This is a genomic window from Psychroserpens mesophilus (genome assembly GCF_000826645.1).
In the GTDB taxonomy this organism is placed as follows: Bacteria; Bacteroidota; Bacteroidia; order Flavobacteriales; family Flavobacteriaceae; genus Psychroserpens; species Psychroserpens mesophilus.
The window spans coordinates 210323-229010 of the sequence record NZ_JXJP01000020.1 but is presented as its reverse complement, the minus strand read 5'-3'; the positions used below and the strand labels follow the sequence as shown (position 1 = coordinate 229010).

The 18688-nt window shown below is 33.6% G+C and carries 24 protein-coding genes; 20 read left to right on the top strand and 4 right to left on the bottom strand.

The features are described from left to right. Positions 1-23: 23 nt before the first annotated feature. The gene (locus TD18_RS13755; protein WP_040253665.1) at positions 24-872 is read right to left on the bottom strand and encodes a DUF2911 domain-containing protein; all 849 of its coding nucleotides are present in this window, start codon (positions 870-872) and stop codon (positions 24-26) included. Positions 873-1142: 270 nt separating this feature from the next. On the opposite strand from TD18_RS13755, the gene TD18_RS13750 reads away from it, so the two are divergent. From TD18_RS13750 to TD18_RS13665, 19 genes are all read left to right on the top strand, one after another. Then, positions 1143-1799 carry a TetR family transcriptional regulator C-terminal domain-containing protein gene (locus TD18_RS13750; protein WP_040253664.1) on the top strand — a complete coding sequence of 219 codons (657 nt, stop codon included), beginning with the start codon at positions 1143-1145 and terminating at the stop codon, positions 1797-1799. A 10-nt stretch (positions 1800-1809) separates the two neighbouring features. Then, positions 1810-3120, top strand: a complete 1311-nt coding sequence (locus TD18_RS13745; RefSeq protein WP_040253661.1) for an ABC1 kinase family protein — start codon at positions 1810-1812, stop codon at positions 3118-3120. Then, positions 3120-3734, top strand: coding sequence for a flavin reductase family protein (locus TD18_RS13740; RefSeq protein WP_040253659.1), 615 nt, complete (start codon positions 3120-3122; stop codon positions 3732-3734). Before TD18_RS13745 ends, TD18_RS13740 begins: the two co-directional genes overlap by 1 nt. Before the next feature lie 9 nt (positions 3735-3743). Then, positions 3744-5168 (top strand): SDR family oxidoreductase, encoded by a 1425-nt coding sequence (locus TD18_RS13735; RefSeq protein ID WP_040253657.1) that lies wholly within the window; start codon positions 3744-3746, stop codon positions 5166-5168. Beyond that, positions 5161-5304 carry a DUF2256 domain-containing protein gene (locus TD18_RS17055; RefSeq protein WP_084205926.1) on the top strand — a complete coding sequence of 48 codons (144 nt, stop codon included), beginning with the start codon at positions 5161-5163 and terminating at the stop codon, positions 5302-5304. Before TD18_RS13735 ends, TD18_RS17055 begins: the two co-directional genes overlap by 8 nt. After that, complete coding sequence (locus TD18_RS13730; protein WP_040253654.1) at positions 5280-6590, top strand: DASH family cryptochrome; 1311 nt, start codon at positions 5280-5282, stop codon at positions 6588-6590. The genes TD18_RS17055 and TD18_RS13730 overlap by 25 nt, the downstream gene beginning before the upstream one ends. Continuing rightward, the gene (locus TD18_RS13725; protein ID WP_040253651.1) at positions 6591-8123 is read left to right on the top strand and encodes a cryptochrome/photolyase family protein; all 1533 of its coding nucleotides are present in this window, start codon (positions 6591-6593) and stop codon (positions 8121-8123) included. After that, entirely contained in the window at positions 8113-9597 is a 1485-nt protein-coding gene (locus TD18_RS13720; RefSeq protein WP_040253649.1) for a cryptochrome/deoxyribodipyrimidine photo-lyase family protein, read from the top strand. The genes TD18_RS13725 and TD18_RS13720 overlap by 11 nt, the downstream gene beginning before the upstream one ends. Positions 9598-9723: 126 nt before the next feature. Continuing rightward, entirely contained in the window at positions 9724-10149 is a 426-nt protein-coding gene (locus tag TD18_RS13715; protein WP_040253647.1) for a hypothetical protein, read from the top strand. Beyond that, positions 10124-10423, top strand: coding sequence for a TIGR03643 family protein (locus TD18_RS13710; RefSeq protein ID WP_241480680.1), 300 nt, complete (start codon positions 10124-10126; stop codon positions 10421-10423). The genes TD18_RS13715 and TD18_RS13710 overlap by 26 nt, the downstream gene beginning before the upstream one ends. Positions 10424-10478: 55 nt before the next feature. Continuing rightward, positions 10479-11174 (top strand): GTP cyclohydrolase I FolE, encoded by a 696-nt coding sequence (gene folE / locus TD18_RS13705; RefSeq protein WP_040253645.1) that lies wholly within the window; start codon positions 10479-10481, stop codon positions 11172-11174. A 4-nt stretch (positions 11175-11178) separates the two neighbouring features. After that, a complete protein-coding gene (locus tag TD18_RS13700; protein ID WP_040253641.1) occupies positions 11179-11403 on the top strand; it encodes a hypothetical protein in 225 nt (74 codons plus the stop codon). 82 nt (positions 11404-11485) lie between these two features. Further along, positions 11486-12169, top strand: a complete 684-nt coding sequence (locus TD18_RS13695; RefSeq protein WP_040253639.1) for an SDR family NAD(P)-dependent oxidoreductase — start codon at positions 11486-11488, stop codon at positions 12167-12169. Position 12170: 1 nt separating this feature from the next. Continuing rightward, entirely contained in the window at positions 12171-12704 is a 534-nt protein-coding gene (locus TD18_RS13690; protein ID WP_084205925.1) for a glutathione peroxidase, read from the top strand. A gap of 6 nt (positions 12705-12710) precedes the next feature. Next, complete coding sequence (locus TD18_RS17130; RefSeq protein ID WP_040253636.1) at positions 12711-12878, top strand: Lacal_2735 family protein; 168 nt, start codon at positions 12711-12713, stop codon at positions 12876-12878. A 5-nt stretch (positions 12879-12883) separates the two neighbouring features. Then, positions 12884-13345 (top strand): TspO/MBR family protein, encoded by a 462-nt coding sequence (locus TD18_RS13680; protein WP_040253635.1) that lies wholly within the window; start codon positions 12884-12886, stop codon positions 13343-13345. Positions 13346-13404: 59 nt separating this feature from the next. Next, positions 13405-13872, top strand: a complete 468-nt coding sequence (locus tag TD18_RS13675; RefSeq protein WP_040253633.1) for an SRPBCC family protein — start codon at positions 13405-13407, stop codon at positions 13870-13872. 15 nt (positions 13873-13887) lie between these two features. Then, positions 13888-15192 (top strand): cryptochrome/photolyase family protein, encoded by a 1305-nt coding sequence (locus tag TD18_RS13670; RefSeq protein ID WP_040253630.1) that lies wholly within the window; start codon positions 13888-13890, stop codon positions 15190-15192. Positions 15193-15269: 77 nt separating this feature from the next. Continuing rightward, complete coding sequence (locus tag TD18_RS13665; RefSeq protein WP_040253628.1) at positions 15270-15632, top strand: SnoaL-like domain-containing protein; 363 nt, start codon at positions 15270-15272, stop codon at positions 15630-15632. Positions 15633-15697: 65 nt separating this feature from the next. Here TD18_RS13665 and murA read toward each other — a convergent pair whose 3' ends face one another. The 3 genes from murA to TD18_RS13650 all read right to left on the bottom strand — a co-directional run bounded on the left by murA (position 15698) and on the right by TD18_RS13650 (position 18057). Beyond that, positions 15698-17014, bottom strand: coding sequence for a UDP-N-acetylglucosamine 1-carboxyvinyltransferase (murA, locus tag TD18_RS13660; RefSeq protein WP_040253626.1), 1317 nt, complete (start codon positions 17012-17014; stop codon positions 15698-15700). A 10-nt stretch (positions 17015-17024) separates the two neighbouring features. Next, a complete protein-coding gene (locus TD18_RS13655; RefSeq protein WP_040253616.1) occupies positions 17025-17675 on the bottom strand; it encodes a DUF4290 domain-containing protein in 651 nt (216 codons plus the stop codon). An 88-nt stretch (positions 17676-17763) separates the two neighbouring features. Further along, positions 17764-18057 carry a YbeD family protein gene (locus tag TD18_RS13650; protein ID WP_040254026.1) on the bottom strand — a complete coding sequence of 98 codons (294 nt, stop codon included), beginning with the start codon at positions 18055-18057 and terminating at the stop codon, positions 17764-17766. Between the two features lie 90 nt (positions 18058-18147). On the opposite strand from TD18_RS13650, the gene TD18_RS13645 reads away from it, so the two are divergent. Next, entirely contained in the window at positions 18148-18687 is a 540-nt protein-coding gene (locus TD18_RS13645) for an AAA family ATPase (protein ID WP_040253614.1), read from the top strand. Position 18688: the final 1 nt, after the last annotated feature.

Here is an 18688-nt window from a genome sequence, read left to right as displayed (position 1 = left end):
CTAAAAGCTTTATAAATCTTATATTACATAGCTCCCCATTCTTTTAGAGAATCCATGTTCATTTTCACATAATCATCATTCTTAGCTTCTTTTGCTCCTGCCATAGATGCTTTTGCAGCAGCAATTGCTTTGTCTTTATTTCCTGCTTTAGCATGAATTAAAGATTGTTGACGTAACCACCAAAAACGTGGTTCATCTTTAGTCATATCGATAGCCATATCAATCCACTTAACAGCCTGCTTGATATCTTTATCAGACTCCAAATAATAACGTGCTGCTGCATAATAATCTTCAGCTCCAGGTCCTGCCATTATTTTGTCTATTGAAGCTGCAACTGTTTTGTCTGTTGGCACTTCAAACTTAACTCCAACATAAACATCCGACCACATCATACCTAAAACAGCGGAATCATTAGATAAATCATCAAATGAAATAGTAAATGTTTCAATTTTCATTGGCAATGGATATACATCAGCTGTTACCTTAGCTGCCACTTTAGATTCATCCCATTTTCTAGGTGTTCCCCAATTTTCAGTATCTGAATAAAAAGCAACTTCCCAAGACTTTTCTGAAGGTGTCACAAAAATTGCATAAGAACCTGCTTTTAGTGTCTTCCCTCCTACGACAACATCATCGCTAAATGTTATCATGGTGTTTTTATTTGCTCCTGTTCGCCACATTTTGTTGTAAGGAACCAAATCTCCAAAAATAGTACGACCTCTCATGTTAGGCCTTGAATATTCTACAGATACATCTGTCAGTCCTACCTTTTGATCCATTTTAGAAAATGGACTAGGCTGTGGTGTTTCAATTTGAGCATTCACATTGAGAGCCATTGTAAATACTGCAAATACTAGTAGTAATTTTTTCATTGTATAAGATTTTATGATTAGTTTTTAATTCTTGTAAATTTACAAACATGCAAAGCCTTAAATTGTTAATAAAACTATAAATTACTTTAGTTTACAGTATCCAGTGATCATATTCAGAGCACAGCTTGACCTTTACAATTGCGTTTTTATACTGCTATCAGGTTCTTCATTCACCTAAATGGAGATAAGTGATAATGTCTTGTTAAATTTTGTTTAACTAATAATTTGAATTGTTAAACATTTTGTATATTTACACTATAATTTACAGTCATGGCAAAAAAGAAAAACATTTCAAGCAACGATATAATTACATTCTACATGGATTTCGTGCTTGAGCACGATCATCAACCAAAAACAATATATGCTTTTGCAAAAAGCAATAACTTTGAAGAACAAAAATTTTATGAGTTTTTTGGTACTTTTGAAGCCTTAGAAAAGCATATTTTCAAAGCCTTTTTTGACAATACGCTCCATGCGTTGGAAAAAAATGATGATTACAATACATTTGACGCTCGAAATAAGTTACTAAGTTTTTACTTTACCTTCTTTGAGAACTTAACCGCAAACAGGAGTTATGTCATATATGCTTTAGATAAGCATAAAAACAGTTTAAAAGGGTTGCGATTATTATCAGAACTTAAAAGTGCTTTCACAAATTACATTGCGCATCTCGGTATCGATCTTATCGAAATCAAGCAGGAGCAAATTGATAGAATCCAACGTCGTGGATTGAAAGAAACAGCATGGTTGCAATTATTACTTACAATGAAATTTTGGATGGATGACACCTCTTCTGGATTTGAAAAAACAGATATATTCATCGAAAAGTCTGTCAACACCACGTTTGATGTTCTTGATGTCGCTCCGATTAAGAGTTTGATTGACTTTGGGAAATTTATTTACAAAGAAAAAATCCACATGAACTAAACTATCTCAAATGAAAACCATAGATAAAATTCCAACCTCCAAAATACAGCGTGCCTCAAAATTAGTTTCAACTGGAGCTAAAGTTGGTGTTAATTATCTGAAATATTATGGAGATAAAATTACAAAGTCAGAATTAGAAGCTAAAGAGCGCTTAAATGAAAATAATGCTTCAGATATTTATGACGGTTTAAAACAATTAAAGGGAAGTGCTCTAAAAGTAGCTCAAATGTTGAGCATGGAAAAAAGTATTATGCCTCAGGCTTATGTAGAAAAATTTTCTTTAGCACAATTTTCTGTGCCACCACTCTCACCACCTTTGGTGATGAAAACATTTAAAAAATACTTTGGGAAACTCCCAAATGAGTTATATGATACTTTTAATGCAACGTCTGTAAACGCTGCCAGCATCGGACAAGTCCATGTGGCAACTAAGGATGGGAAAAAACTTGCTGTGAAAATTCAATATCCAGGCGTTGCAGAAAGTATCGCATCAGATCTAGCCATGGTAAAACCCATTGCGATGAGTATGTTCAATATTAAAGGAAAGGGATCTGACAAATATTTTAAAGAAGTTGAAAATAAATTGGTTGAAGAAACCGATTATGTACTTGAAGTGAAACAAAGCAAAGAAATCGTAAACGCTTGCAAACATATTCCTAATCTGAAATTTCCAAACTATTACGAAGCGCTTTCAAATGAAAGGATCATTACTATGGATTATATGGTTGGTGAACACCTTTCCGAATTTGTAGCGCATAACAACAATCAGGAAATCTCTAATCAATTGGGTCAAGCCTTATGGGATTTTTACATGTTCCAAATACATAATCTTAAAAAAGTACATGCAGATCCGCATCCTGGGAACTTTCTTATTTCTGAAGATGCGCAACTTATCGCTTTAGATTTTGGGTGTATGAAAACTATTCCAGAAGAATTCTACAAACCTTATTTTGAGCTTGCTGAAAAAGAAAATATCACCAATAAAGCCTATTTTAAAAATAAGCTTTATGAACTTGAAATCTTACGTGAAGATGATTCCAAACAAGAAATCGCTTTTTTCACCGAAATGTTTCACGACATGTTGAGCTTATTCACACAACCTTTACATGCTGAAGTTTTTGATTTTTCGGATGCTAAATTCTTTGGAAAAATCGCTGAACTGGGAGAAAAATATTCCAAAAATACAGAGCTAAGGAAAATGAATGGAAATAGAGGTTCGAAACATTTTATTTACATGAACAGAACATTCTTTGGCTTGTATAATTTAATGTTTGATTTAAAAGCAAAAGATATAAATATCAATAATTTTCAAAACTTATAATGATTCACATAAGCCATGAAGATATTGACAACTTTCACCATATCTACCGAATCAATTTAATTAATAGTTGCTCTGGTTATAAATCTGCTAATTTATTAGGAACAAAATCTGAGGCTGGTTTTGAAAACGTTGCTGTCTTCAGTTCAGTAACACATATTGGCTCTAATCCACCAATGTTAGGATTTTTTACAAGACCTACAACGGTCATAAGAAACACCTATGAGAATTTAAAAACCACTGGCTTCTTTACTATTAATCACATTCATGAATCAATTCTGGAAGATGCTCATCATACGTCAGCTAAATACGATTCTGAAATTTCCGAATTTGATAAAACGAGTTTAATTTCAGAATATAAAAACAACTTTCAGGCACCTTTTGTAAAAGGCGCTCCATTGCAACTCGCTATGGAATATGTTGAAGAATATACAATCAAAGCCAATAACACTATCTTAGTGATTGGCAAAGTTGTAGGATTGCATGTAAATGAGGAACTACTAGAAGATGACGGTTTTATCAATTTATCAAAAGCAAATATAGCGACCATTAATGGGCTGGATGCTTATGCTGTACCTCAAAACAATCAACGTTTTGGATACCAAAGACCTAAATAATTATATGCTATGAAGATTCTAGTAACAGGTGCAACAGGTTATATTGGAAAACGATTAATTCCGTTATTAGCCAATGATGAACATCATGTTGTTTGTGCTGTTAGAGACAAACTTCGTGCTGATAAAAATTATGCTGAGGAGGATTTAATTGATGTGGTTGAAGCCGATTTCTTGAAACCTGCAACGCTTGAGAATATTCCAAAAGATATTGATATTGCCTATTACCTCATACATTCTATGTCTAATTCTTCAAAAGATTTTGAATCGCTAGAAGAACGTTGTGCTATTAACTTTAAAAATTACATTGAAACTACAAATGCAAAACAAGTTATTTATCTCAGCGGAATTACAAATGAAGAGAATTTATCTAAACATCTGCAATCTCGCAAAAATGTCGAGGAATGCTTAGAATCTGATGCTTACGGTCTCACCATTTTTAAAGCGGGAATTATCGTAGGTTCAGGAAGTTCATCCTTTGAAATTATTAGAGATTTGGTTGAAAAATTACCATTTATGATTGCTCCTAAATGGCTTAATACAAAAACACAGCCTTTATCGGTAAGAGATGTCTTGAGTTTTTTACACAGAGCTGCAGGTCAAGAAAATTTATACAATCAAACTTATGATGTTTTCGGACCAGAAGTATTAACCTATAAGCAAATGCTTTTACAATTTGCAGAGGTTAGAGGTTTAAAGCGATACATTCTGACTGTTCCAGTAATGACGCCAAAATTGTCCTCTTACTGGTTGTATTTTGTGACATCCACATCTTACAAACTCGCGTCGTCTTTAGTCGATAGTATGGGAGTTCAAATCATAGGTAAACCAAGCGACATAAATAACATACTTAAAGTAAATCCATTAACTTACAAACAAGCTGTTGAATTAGCTTTTGAGAAAATCGAACAAAACAGTATCGTATCCAGCTGGAAAGACTCTATGATTAGTAGTGGCAGACTACGGAATAATCTTCACAAATACATTAATGTGCCAAAATTTGGGTGTTTCACTGATTATAAAGAACGGAAAGTCGTTGATACAGAAAAAACATTAGAAAAAATCTGGAGCATTGGAGGTACTAACGGCTGGTATTACGGAACTTTTCTATGGAAAATAAGAGGCTATATCGATAAACTTTTTGGTGGTATCGGTTTACGACGAGGACGTACGAGTCCTACTGATTTAGATGTTGGTGATGCCTTAGATTTCTGGCGCGTTATTTTTGCCGATAAGCAACAACAGAAACTTCTGCTCTATGCCGAAATGCGACTTCCTGGTGAAGCTTGGTTAGAGTTTAAAATTGAAAATGGTTTACTTAAACAAACGGCTACATTTAGACCACGCGGACTTTGGGGTAGATTGTATTGGTATAGTGTGTTGCCATTTCATGGTTTTATTTTTAGAGGAATGATAAACAAACTTGTTGATGTCTAGTCATAAAAAACAGTTTTTACCAGAAAAAGTTTGTCAAACATGTGGTTTGCCATTTAGTTGGCGAAAGAAATGGGAAAAGAATTGGGATCATGTAAAATATTGCAGTGAAAAATGCAGAAGAAACAAAACAGTATAGGATTAGTATGGTTTAGAAACGATTTAAGGGTTCAAGATAACACCATTTTGAACCACGCAATTCGTAATCATAAATTTGTGATCGCTTGTTATTGTTTTAATCCAAAAGATTTTGAAACCTCTAAATACGGCTTTAAAAAAACTGAAAAATTCAGGGCAAAATTCTTAATTGAAACCATTCAAGATTTAAAAACTCATCTTAAAGCTTTAAATATTGAACTCTTTGTTTCTACCGAGTCTCCAGTATCTCATATAAAACACTTAGTCGATTCATTCAACATCACATCCATCTATCTTCAGAAGGAATGGACTAGCGAGGAAGTAAACACATTAAATAAGGTTAAAAACGCATTGCCAGCTGAAGTCGAAGTTAATGACTATTTCGATCAGTTTTTATACCATCCGAATGATATTGGGATGTCAATTTCAAACATTCCTCAGGTATTTACCAATTTTAGAAAAAAGGTTGAAAAATATAGTGACATTAAGCCAGTAATCGAAAATCATTCCGTAGAAAAAATTAATATTCTAAACAATTCTACCAAAATACCTACCCTTGAGGATTTAGGTTTTGAAAATTTTGAAACGCATCAAAATTCAGCATTTCCTTTTGAAGGTGGTGAAACGAGTGCTTTAAACAGACTCCATGATTATTTTTTTGAAACTAAAAAATTAGGAATCTACAAGAAAACTCGTAACGGATTAATCGGCACTGATTTTAGCTCAAAATTTTCTCCATGGTTGGCCAATGGGAGTATTTCAGCCAGAACAATCTATTGGAAAATCAAACAATTTGAAAAAGAACACTTTAAAAACGATTCCACTTATTGGCTCATATTTGAATTGATTTGGAGAGATTACTTCAAATATATCTCATTAAAACACCAAAATAGCATTTTCAAAGTTGGTGGTGTTTTAAACAAAGACTATGAATGGAAATCTGATGAACAGCGAATACAACAATGGATTCATGGCAAAACCAGATCGTCATTTGTCAATGCCAATATGATTGAACTAAAAAAAACAGGATGGATGAGCAATAGAGGTCGCCAAAATGTCGCTTCCTTTTTTTCAAAAGACATGCTATTAGACTGGAGAATTGGTGCTGCCTATTTTGAAGCCATGCTTATCGACTATGATGTTCATAGCAATTATGGCAACTGGATGTATGTTGCTGGAGTTGGCAATGACCCAAGAGACAGAAAGTTTAATGTAGACTTACAAGCTGAGCGATACGATGCTAATGGTAAGTTTCAAAAATTATGGTTACAAGAAACTTTATTTTAAATGAAAACACTAAGACTCATATTAGGTGATCAACTCAATAGTAAACATTCATGGTTTAAAGAAACTCATGAAAATGTCACCTATTGTTTATTTGAAATGCGTCAAGAAACAGATTATGTCAAACATCATGTTCAAAAAGTAATTGGTTTTTTTGCTGCCATGCGTCAATTTTCCGAAGACTTAATATCTGAAGGTCATCAGGTGACCTATTATAAAATTAATGATAAGAAAAACACACAATCGCTAACCGATAATCTTTCCGAAGTTATAAAAGAGCATGCCATTGAACATTTTGAATATATCTATCCTGACGAATACCGATTAGATGAACAATTACGTATGTATTCTGATGGTTTAGATATTTCGACAAAAGCTGTTTCCGCAGAGCATTTTTATACCAAGCGTCAAGATTTACAAACATTTTTTGAGGGCAAAAAACAATATCTCATGGAAAACTTCTATAGAGATATGCGCAAAAATCATGATATTCTGATGATTGCTGGTCAACCTGAAGGTGGTAAATGGAATTACGATAAGAGCAACAGAAATAAATGGAAAGGCGATGTTGAAATTCCGAGATACAAGTTGTTCAAAAATGATGTTTCTAACATTGTTGAAGATCTCATAAAAGCAAACATTGAAACCATCGGACGATTCGAAACAAAAACCTTTTCCTATCCGATTACCAGAACTCAAGCCCTAGAACAACTCAAATATTTTTGTGAAGCTTTACTTATTCATTTTGGCGATTACCAAGATGCCATGCATACTGATGAAGACTATCTGTTTCACTCGAGATTATCATTTGCAATGAACTTGAAATTGATTTCGCCTAAAGATGTTGTTAAAACTGTCATGAACTATTACCGAAAGCATGATGATGAGATTCATATTTCTCAAGTGGAAGGGTTTATTAGACAAATTATAGGCTGGAGAGAATATATGAGAGGTATGTATTGGGCATTTATGCCAGATTATAAAACTAAAAACGAATTAGACAATCATAACCACCTTCCAGATTTCTTTTGGACAGGTGACACCAAAATGAATTGTTTAAAGCATGCCATAAACAATTCGTTAGACAACGGTTATGCGCATCATATCCAGCGCTTAATGATTACTGGTAATTATGCCTTATTAACCCAAACAAATCCGAATGAGGTTGATGATTGGTATTTAGGCGTTTACGTGGATGCTATCGAATGGGTTCAACTTACAAATACAAGAGGTATGAGTCAGTTTGCTGATGGTGGCAAAATTGCCACTAAACCTTATGTATCTTCTGGTTCCTATATTAACAAAATGAGTAATTATTGTAGTGATTGTCATTACAATAAAAATAAAAGAACTGAAGATGATGCGTGTCCGTTTAACAGTTTGTATTGGAATTTCCTTGACGAAAAAAGAGCACAACTAGGCAACAATTTCAGAATGGGAATGATGTACAGTTTGTTGGATAAAATGGACAAGCAAGAACTTCAAAACATTAAAGACAAAGCACAACATATTATAGCACATCAAGATGACTACTAATGCTCCAAAAATAAATGTGGTTTGGTTAAAGCGTGATCTTCGTTTAGAAGATAATGAAGCTATTTTTAAAGCTTTAGAAACTGGTGAACGTACGCTCCTGCTCTATGCATTTGAACCCATGCTTATGGAAGACAATCATTACAGTGAGCGTCATTGGAATTTTGTTAAAGAATCTATTAAAGATTTAAATCAGCGTTTAGAATCGCATCACTCAAAAATTTTAACCATTGAGGCTGATATCATTTCTGCAATCAATCAACTCATGGAATTTTTTACCATAAAAGATATCTATTCACATCAGGAAACGGGAATTCTAATTACCTTTAATCGAGATAAATCCTTCAAACGCTTTTGTAAAAACAATTTAATTACTTGGCATGAGACCATAAACAATGGTGTTCAGCGTGGTTTACAAGATCGAGAAACATGGACAGAATTATGTAATGCATATTTTGATACAGAACCACTTCCATTTGCACCATTAAAAAACCAATTACTACATATCGATGATATTGGAGCTTTGGAAGCACTACTCAATATTCCATCATTAGAAACTCCGGAAGAATCCCTATTTCAAAAAGGTGGTCGAACTATGGGAATGAAATATTTAGATTCCTTTCTAGATAAGCGCTATGTAAATTATATGTTTCACATTTCTAAACCAGAACTCTCAAGAACTGGCTGCAGCCGAATATCTCCTTATTTAGCCTGGGGAAATTTATCGATTCGTGAAGTTTATAGAAAGGCTTTTTTTCTAAAGAAAACTGCCGACAACAAAAAATCATTAGAAGCTTTCATGTCGCGCTTAAGATGGCAGGCTCACTTTATTCAAAAGTTTGAAATGGAGCACACTATGGAACAAGAAAGCATCAACAAAGGATTTCAAAAACTGAAAAAAGAAATTTCAGAGCGTTATCAGACGGCATGGAAAACGGGACAAACAGGTTTTCCGTTAGTTGATGCTTGTATGCGTTGCTTGAACGAAACAGGATATTTAAATTTTAGAATGCGTGCATTAGTTGTATCGTTTTTTACACACAATTTATGGCAACCATGGCAAGCAGCATCGCAACATCTATCACAAATGTTTTTAGATTTTGAACCAGGAATTCATTTTCCGCAATTACAAATGCAAGCTGGAGAAACCGGAACGAATATGTTAAGAATATATAATCCTGTAAAAAATAGTTTAGAGCATGATCCTGATGCTTCTTTTATAAAAAAATGGGTTCCAGAATTAAGAGATCTAGATATTCCATTTGCTCATGAACCCTATTTGATGACTGAGATGGAACAGCAACTTTATAATTTCCATCTTGGTAAGGACTATCCGTATCCAATTGTTGAAATCAATGAAACTCGAAAAAAGGCTACAGATATTCTGTGGAATCTTCGTAAAAACAAAAAAGTTAAGGAAGAGAGTTTGAGAATTCTTAAAAAGCATACCTTAAGAGGCCCAAAATTAACGGAATAGCAGTCTTATATTCAATATTGTACACAGCAAGCTAGGCAAATATTTAGTATTATGTTAATTTTTGTTTAAAGATATGTTTAAAACGTTAAACATTTTGTAGATTTGAGTACTTAAGAATTTACAACGTTGATTTTAGATACTACACATCCGAATAAAGAACACAAAAAAATCATTAATGATTTAATTGGTAAACCATTTTCATTTTTAGAATCGTTTAAAATGGGAGGCGTCGGTTCAAAACGTATGATTATAGATGAAGTCAGTCCGAATATGCAACAGTATTTAAATAGCGTTTCAGACCTAAGCTATGCTAATATTGAAATGAGGTCAGATGGTATTTTAATATTTATCAATAAAGGACTTAAAAACTATACATGGATTATTCCATATTACCAATTGGTAATTTATAAAACCAATGGCGCCAGCATTCATGCGCAAGGAAAGTTTATTCATTTTAGAGATAATACAACCTTTAGAGAAAATACTTCGTTTTTAAAGAAGCTCTTGGCAGCAAAAGTGAATTACGATGAACGCTTCAATTTTCAGTTTTAATATGGAATTAGATACTAGAACGACTGATAGAATTATTGAAATGGCCTGGGAAGACAGGACGACATTTGAAGCCATTAAATTCCAATTTGGCTTAAACGAACAGGATGTGATTGAGTTGATGCGAAAAGAAATGAAGCCTAAAAGTTTCAAAATGTGGCGCAAACGGGTTCAAGGACGTAAAACAAAACACGAAAAATTAAGAACATTTTCAGAGGGTAGATTTAAATGTTCAAGACAGAAACAAATCACCCATAACTCGATTTCAAAACGATAACGTGCTTTGACTTAGGAGATGAGTTCCTCAGGACAGCACAAAAAAAAGACTAGACATGAACACAAACACTTTACATTTAAAAAGAAACGGTCACAAGTTAAACGATTTCTCTACGTCTGAGATTGGCGATGATCATTTATATACAGGTTTAGAAACACCAATGAAAGCTGATGCCTTCAAACTAACCGATGATGAAAAAAAAGAGCGCATTTCTATTTTATTTGAGGAAATCATGGATGTTATGGGTTTAGATTTAACAGATGATTCACTCAAAGGCACTCCAAAACGCGTTGCTAAAATGTATATTGATGAAATATTTTCGGGCTTAAATCCTGCAAATAAACCAAAGGTGGCTTTATTTGATAATAAGTATCAGTATAACCAAATGTTAGTTGAAAAAAACATTACGTTTTATTCCAACTGTGAGCATCATTTTGTTCCAATTATAGGAAAAGCACATGTCGCTTATATGTCGTCAGGTAAAGTGATTGGCTTGTCAAAACTCAATAGAATTGTTCAATATTATGCCAAGAGACCGCAAGTTCAAGAACGACTTACCAATCAAATTGCTGAAGAATTAAAGTCCATTTTAGAAACAGATGATGTTGCTGTTATTATTGATGCAAAACATTTGTGTGTATCCTCAAGAGGCATTAAAGATGATACCTCTGCAACGGTAACATCTTATTACGGAGGACAGTTCAGCAAACCCGAAAAAGTTTCAGAATTACATAATTATATAAACAATTAATATCATGGAAGTAATAAACAGAGCCTTAGAATTTGAACAGAGAAAAATGAAATCTCTTTCAACAAGCGATCGTGTTAAAATCTCACGTGAAGCAAAACGTCTGATCTTAGCTTTAAATCAAATCTATAAAGAAAAGAAAGACGATTCGATTATGGATTTAATGAAACGACTCACTAAAATTAAACAAAAGGTTGAAAAAAGACTTAAAGGTAATCCTTTAACCGTATGATTTTAACCAAATATGTACTTGGAGCGTAGTAGAAAACGTTTTTTCGTAATTCTGTTACGCTCTATTAATATAAAAAATTGAAATGAAAACATACATTGTAATAGGTGGTAGTCGTGGGATTGGAAAGGCTATTGTAGAAACCTTACTTAAAAACCATAAGGTCGTCAACATAAGTAGAACACCACCAGAAATATCACATGAAAACTTAACACATTACGCGTGTGATGTTCTTAAAGATGAATTACCTGATGTAACTGAAGCAGACGGATTGGTTTATTGTCCAGGAAGTATCAACCTTAAACCGATAGGACGTTTTAGTCTGGAAGAGTTTAGAGAAGATTACGAAATTAATGTGATTGGTGCTGTAAAAGCAATCCAGAACTATCTCAACGTGATTAAAAATGGTGAAAATCCATCGATAGTCCTATTTAGTACTGTTGCAGCTAAATTAGGAATGCCTTTCCATGCGAGTGTAGCAGCAGCGAAATCTGGTGTAGAAGGTTTAGTGAAATCATTAGGTGCAGAATTAGCAACCACATTACGAATTAATGCCATTGCACCTACGGTAACCAATACTGATTTAGCAGCAAAGCTATTACGTAATGACAAAATGATTGAAAATATTACAGAACGTCACCCAATGAAGAAATTTTTACAACCAGAAGATGTAGCTGGTATGGCAGAATTTTTATTATCTGAAAAATCAAATTCGATATCAGGTCAAATTTTTGAGATGGATTGTGGAATCGTTACCTTTAAGATATAATATGAATCCATTCAAAATTTTTACGGCGACTCTTTTTTCGAAATCAACAATGCCTATTGAGAACACATCAATTTATGACATCAGAATTAATGCCCTCAATGGCGAACCCATAACATTATCTAATTATAAAGGTAAATATATATTGTTTGTTAATGTTGCCTCAAAATGTGGCTTTACGCCTCAATATAAAGATTTACAAAAACTTTACGATGCACATAGAGACCAGCTAGTAGTTGTTGGTTTACCATGTAATCAATTTGGAAACCAAGAACCAGGAAGTGTTCAGGATATTGAGTCCTTTTGCGAAATGAATTATGGCGTAACATTTCCTATTACTGAAAAAATTGACGTTAAAGGTTCAAATCAGCATCCATTGTACACCTGGTTAACCCAAAAACAAAAGAATGGTATATCTAATTCTAAAGTGAAATGGAATTTCCAAAAATATCTGGTTGATCCCTCTGGTAAATTAATAAACTATTATTACTCGATGACATCACCAACGAGCTCAAAAATTATAACCCATTTAAAATAAATCCATATGTTCGGACTATTCAAAAAAACATCTGAAATTGATAAACTTCAGAAAAAATATGAAAAATTAATGAAAGAATGGCATGAGTTATCAACAACTAACAGATCTGAAAGCGACAAAAAATTCGCTGAAGCTCAGGAAATCGTTAAGAAAATAGAAGACATACAACTTTAGTTATAGTGAAATTTCTAAAGCCTTTTTTTGTATTCCTGTTGCTAAACTTTAGTGCGTTAGGCATTGGTTCTTTTTTTATGGCTGAAGGCCCACAAGGAGACTGGTATTTACAGTTAGATAAAGCACCTTGGACTCCAGATGGCTGGGTTTTTGGTGTTGCTTGGACAAGCATAATGATTTGTTTTTCGATATATATGGTTTCCTTGTACTTAAAGCGTTTTACAAAAAAAGTTCGAATTTTGTTTCTCATTCAATTTATCCTTAACATCAGTTGGAACTTTCTCTTTTTTAATCAGAAACACATTGATCTAGCGCTTGTTAATATTACTTTACTAACCTTTATTGTTGCTGTTTTTCTATTCACATACCTTAAAGATTTGAAAATAAAATCAATATTCATTTTGCCTTACCTTATTTGGTTGTGTATTGCCACGTCTCTCAACCTTTACATTTCAATTTATAATTAAAGCGCTTTTATTCTATATATAACCAGATTTACAACAAATAATACAAAGCATTTTAACACATGAAAATATACAGATTACATAAAAAGCAAAATCTACCTATCTCAATAGAGACTGCGTGGGAGTTTTTATCAAATCCTAAAAATCTGAAAACCATTACACCAGATTATATGGGATTTCATATATTATCTGGAGCAGACAGACCGATGTATGCAGGACAAATTATTCAGTATATTGTTACTCCTGTTTTAGGTATAAAGACAAAATGGGTTACTGAAATCACACACATTGTTGATAAGCATTATTTTGTTGATGAACAACGTTTTGGTCCTTATGCCTTATGGCATCACAAACACTTTATAAATGAGATTGATGGAGGTGTTGAAATGGAAGACATTATCGATTACAAAATTCCTCTCGGAATATTAGGTCAACTTGTTCATCCAATCATCGTTAAACCAAAACTGGAAGAAATTTTCAATTATCGCACTCAAAAATTAGAAGAATTATTCGGAACTTACAAAGCCTAAAACAATAAAACTCATATGAAGCAACCACTAAACATATTCTGGTTTAGACGTGATTTACGATTAGATGATAATGTTGGATTTTATCAGGCGTTACAAAGTGATTTTCCCGTATTACCTATTTTTATATTTGATACTGAAATATTAGACAAGCTTCCTAAAGATGATGCTCGCATAACGTTTATTCATCAAACGCTTCAAAGCATGCGTGACACACTTCAAAAGGAACACGATAGCAGTATTGCCATGTATCACGGTAAACCTATTGATATTTATAAGGAGCTCATTAAGGAGTTTGAAATTCATTCCGTTTATACAAATCGGGATTACGAACCTTATGCTAAGGATCGGGATTTAGAAATTAAGGACTTCTTATCAAAACACAATATAGAGTTCAAAACCTTCAAAGATCAGGTTATTTTTGAAAAGGATGAAGTTGTAAAGAAAGATGGTGATCCGTATGTGGTCTATACACCTTATATGAAAGTTTGGAAAGACACGTTTAAATCTCATGAACTAGAAATTTTTTACACTAATTCGTATTTAAAGAATTTAGTTCAGCATTCTAGATTACCTAATGTATCACTTTCAGATATTGGTTTCACAAAATCGAATCATCATATAGCAGACTATACGGTAACTCCAACACTAATTCAGGACTATGAAACTACAAGAAATTTCCCTGCAAAAGATGCAACGTCTCGCTTAGGTCCACATCTTCGTTTTGGAACCGTGAGTATCAGAAAAATGGTAAAGAAGGCCATTGCTGAAACTAATGAAATCTTTTGGCAGGAATTGATATGGAGAGAATTTTTCATGCAAATCCTATGGCACTTTCCACATACTGCTACAGAAGCATTCAAATCAAAATATGACAGAATTGAATGGCGAAATAATGAAACTGAATTTAAAAAATGGTGTGACGGACAAACAGGCTATCCTTTGGTTGATGCAGGTATGCGACAACTAAATGAGACTGGATTTATGCATAACCGAGTACGTATGTTGGTGGGCAGTTTTTTATGTAAACATTTACTAATTGACTGGCGTTGGGGCGAAGCCTATTTTGCTGAAAAACTTCACGATTACGAAATGGCAAGCAATGTAGGCAACTGGCAATGGGTTGCTGGTTCTGGTGTTGACGCAGCTCCTTACTTCAGAATTTTTAATCCAACCACTCAAATTGATAAATTCGATAAAGACAGAAAGTACATTAAAAAGTATGTCCCAGAATATGACACTGATAACTATGTTGAAAAAATAGTTGATCATAAAGAAGCACGTGAACGTTGTTTGAAAGTCTATAAGGAAGCTGTTAGTTAGTATAAGATTAACATTGTTTTAAATAAGCATACTACTTTTTTTAATTAATTTTAGTAACAATCTAAAAATCAATTAAAATGGACACAAAAGACGTTGCCCAAAAATGGGTAAAAATGTGCAGAGAAGGTAAAAACCTTGACTGTATTAATGAACTTTATGCAGATAATGTCGTTAGCAAAGAAATGCCTGGCATGCCTGGAGAGGTTATTTCGGGCAAACAAAATGTATGGAATAAAAGTAAAGAATGGCTAGATAGCGTTGAAGATTTTCACTCCAGCTCAATTAGTGAACCTGTTGTTGCTGGAAACTGGTTTACTGCAAAAATGGGATTTGACTGCACATTTAAAGAACGTGGTAGACAAAAAATGGAAGAGGTCTGTGTGTATGAAGTAAAAGACGGAAAAATTGCAAGTGAGCAATATTTTTATTCTATGGAATAAGTTTTTGAATACCATAAAAAAGCCTCGATAATTCGAGGCTTTTTTTTATAATTTAAAAGTTGACGTTAGTTCCCTTCTACTCTGGTAATCTTTGCTCCAATAGCTCGTAAACGTTCATCTATATTTTCGTATCCACGATCAATTTGTTCTATATTGTGTATGGTTGACGTACCTTTTGCCGATAAGGCAGCAATGAGTAATGATACTCCTGCTCTAATATCTGGTGATGTCATCGTTGTTGCTTTAAGTTTAGACTTAAAATCGTGACCAATAACTGTAGCTCTGTGTGGATCACAAAGTATGATTTTTGCTCCCATATCAATGAGTTTATCAACAAAGAACAATCGGCTTTCAAACATTTTTTGGTGTACTAATGCACTACCTCTGGCTTGAGTTAAAACCACTAAAATGATACTTAATAAATCTGGTGTAAATCCAGGCCATGGCGCATCAGAAACAGTTAATATTGAACCATCAATATAACTCTGTACTTCATATCCGTTTGTATGCGCTGGAATATGAATATCGTCACCTTGACGCTCTACAGTGATTCCTATTTTTCTGAATACATTTGGAATTTGCCCTAAATCGTCCCAACTTACATTAGTAATAGTCAGTTCACTTTTTGTCATTGCAGCCAAACCAATCCAGCTACCAATTTCAATCATATCTGGAAGCATTCTGTGCGTTGTTCCTCCTAATTTTTCAACACCTTCAATAATTAACATATTAGAACCAACACCACTTATCTTTGCTCCCATTCGGTTGAGCATTTTACATAGTTGCTGTAAATAAGGCTCGCAGGCTGCATTATAAATCGTTGTAGTACCTTCTGCTAAAACGGCTGCCATAACAATATTAGCAGTTCCAGTAACTGAAGCTTCATCAAGAAGCATGTATGTGCCTTTTAATTTATCGGCTTCTACACCATAAAAATAATCTTCTTTATTATATCTAAATTTAGCTCCAAGATTAATGAATCCTTCGAAGTGAGTATCTAATCTACGGCGACCAATTTTATCACCTCCAGGCTTCGGAATGTAACCTTTTCCAAAACGAGCTAATAACGGACCAACTATCATAATTGATCCTCTTAAACCCTTTCCGTCTTCTTTAAACTCAGCAGACTCTAAATAGTCTAAATTGACTTCATCGGCTTTGAAGGTATAAGAACCTTTTCCTACATGCTGAATTTTTACACCCAACTTTTTAAGTAAGGCGATCAGTTTGTTAACATCAATAATATCAGGAATATTGTCGATTTTAACTTCTTCAGCAGTTAATAAAACTGCACATAATATTTGTAAAGCTTCATTTTTTGCACCTTGAGGCTGAATTTTACCTTTTAGTTGGTGACCTCCTTCAATAATAAATGTTGACATGTACTAGGTATTAGTAACGTTTTCTACTTCGGTTAGAATTACTTTTTTTGTGGTGTGATTTCTTACTACTACTGCTTGAATATTTCTTTTTATTCTTGAGTAGACTTGTAGCGTCTGAAAGGTCTTCATCACTGCCTTTAAGGTTAATTTTCCCATCTGAAAGCTCATATAAATGATTGAAAATCACGTCATCTTCAACGGTATCTTTGTTCCAGTTAAGGAAACATTTTTTCATGTGATTAGCAATAGTATAAATTAGTGCCTCCTTTAATTCACCTTCTTCCCAAGTATTTGCTACATCAATCATTGTTTTTATATTATTTCCGTAGAAACGATATTTAGGATGATTTTGAGGGTATTTTAAAGGTTCCGGTTTTTCGTTTAATTCTTCCTTTGTAGTCACTGGATATGGAGAATCTGCATCCAATTCGAAGTCAGCTATAATAAAAAGCTGATCCCAAAGTTTATGCTGAAAATCTGGCACATCACGCAAATGCGGTTGCAAATTACCCATAACATTAATGATGGATTTTGCCACTTTATTGCGTTCTTCTTTTGTTGGTAATTGTTTAGCGTAGTTTACCATTTTTTGTAGATGTCTTCCGTATTCCGGAATAATCAAATGTTCACGCTCAGTGTTGTATTCTATGTCGTCTATCAAAATATAAGTTTGTGTAGTATTTTATCATGCTCGAAGTACTTCTGCATGTGTTCGCAAAATACAAAAAAATAGTTATTTTCAGTTCTTTTTATAAAGAAATAACACCTTCGACGGTTTCAGCGACTTCCTTGTATTTAGTTATGACAGCATCTGGATCAATCATGTCAACATTTATAGAAACACTAGTATAGGTTCCTTTGCCAGATTCTTTGGTCGTTATCACGGCACCAAGATTATTGAACAAGTCTTCAATCTGATTTATTTTTTGCTGATCTGTCGGTACAATAAATTTGTAAAGATATTCTGAAGGCCAGCTTGCAGTTTCATAAAGCTGACTTCGCAATTTTTTGTAAAATTCTTCTGTTTTTTTGTCTGAACTCATAGTAATTTTTCTTCCGCAGCAAATATACGTTTTACTTCCTTTTTGCTTTGCATAATTAATTGTTAAATTTACATCCAAAACCTTGCCAATTTGAATACACGCAAAATCGTCATTACTGGTGGACCTGGAACAGGAAAATCTTCCGTCATAAATGAACTTATTAAACGTAACTATACTTGTTTTGAAGAAATCTCAAGACAGGTAACTCTTGACGCCAGAAAAGATGGTATCGAACAACTTTTTTTAACCAAACCTTTACTCTTTAGTGAATTACTTCTGGAGGCGAGAACAAAACAATTTATAGAAGCAACCTCTTTAAAAAAGAATCTTGTATTTTTAGATAGAGGCTTGCCAGATGTGATTGCTTATATGGAGTATGCAAACAGTGAATATCCTGATCATTTTACAGAGACCTGCAAAACGTATCAGTATGACAACGTATTTGTACTAGCGCCTTGGCAAGAGATTTTTGTTAGTGATAGTGAACGTTATGAAAACTTTGACCAGGCAGTTCAAATTCATGATGCCTTACTAAACACCTATGAACAATTTGGTTATAAACTCATAGATGTGCCATTTGATAGTATTGAAAAACGTACAGATTTCATCTTAGATGCTTTACATTTGTAGA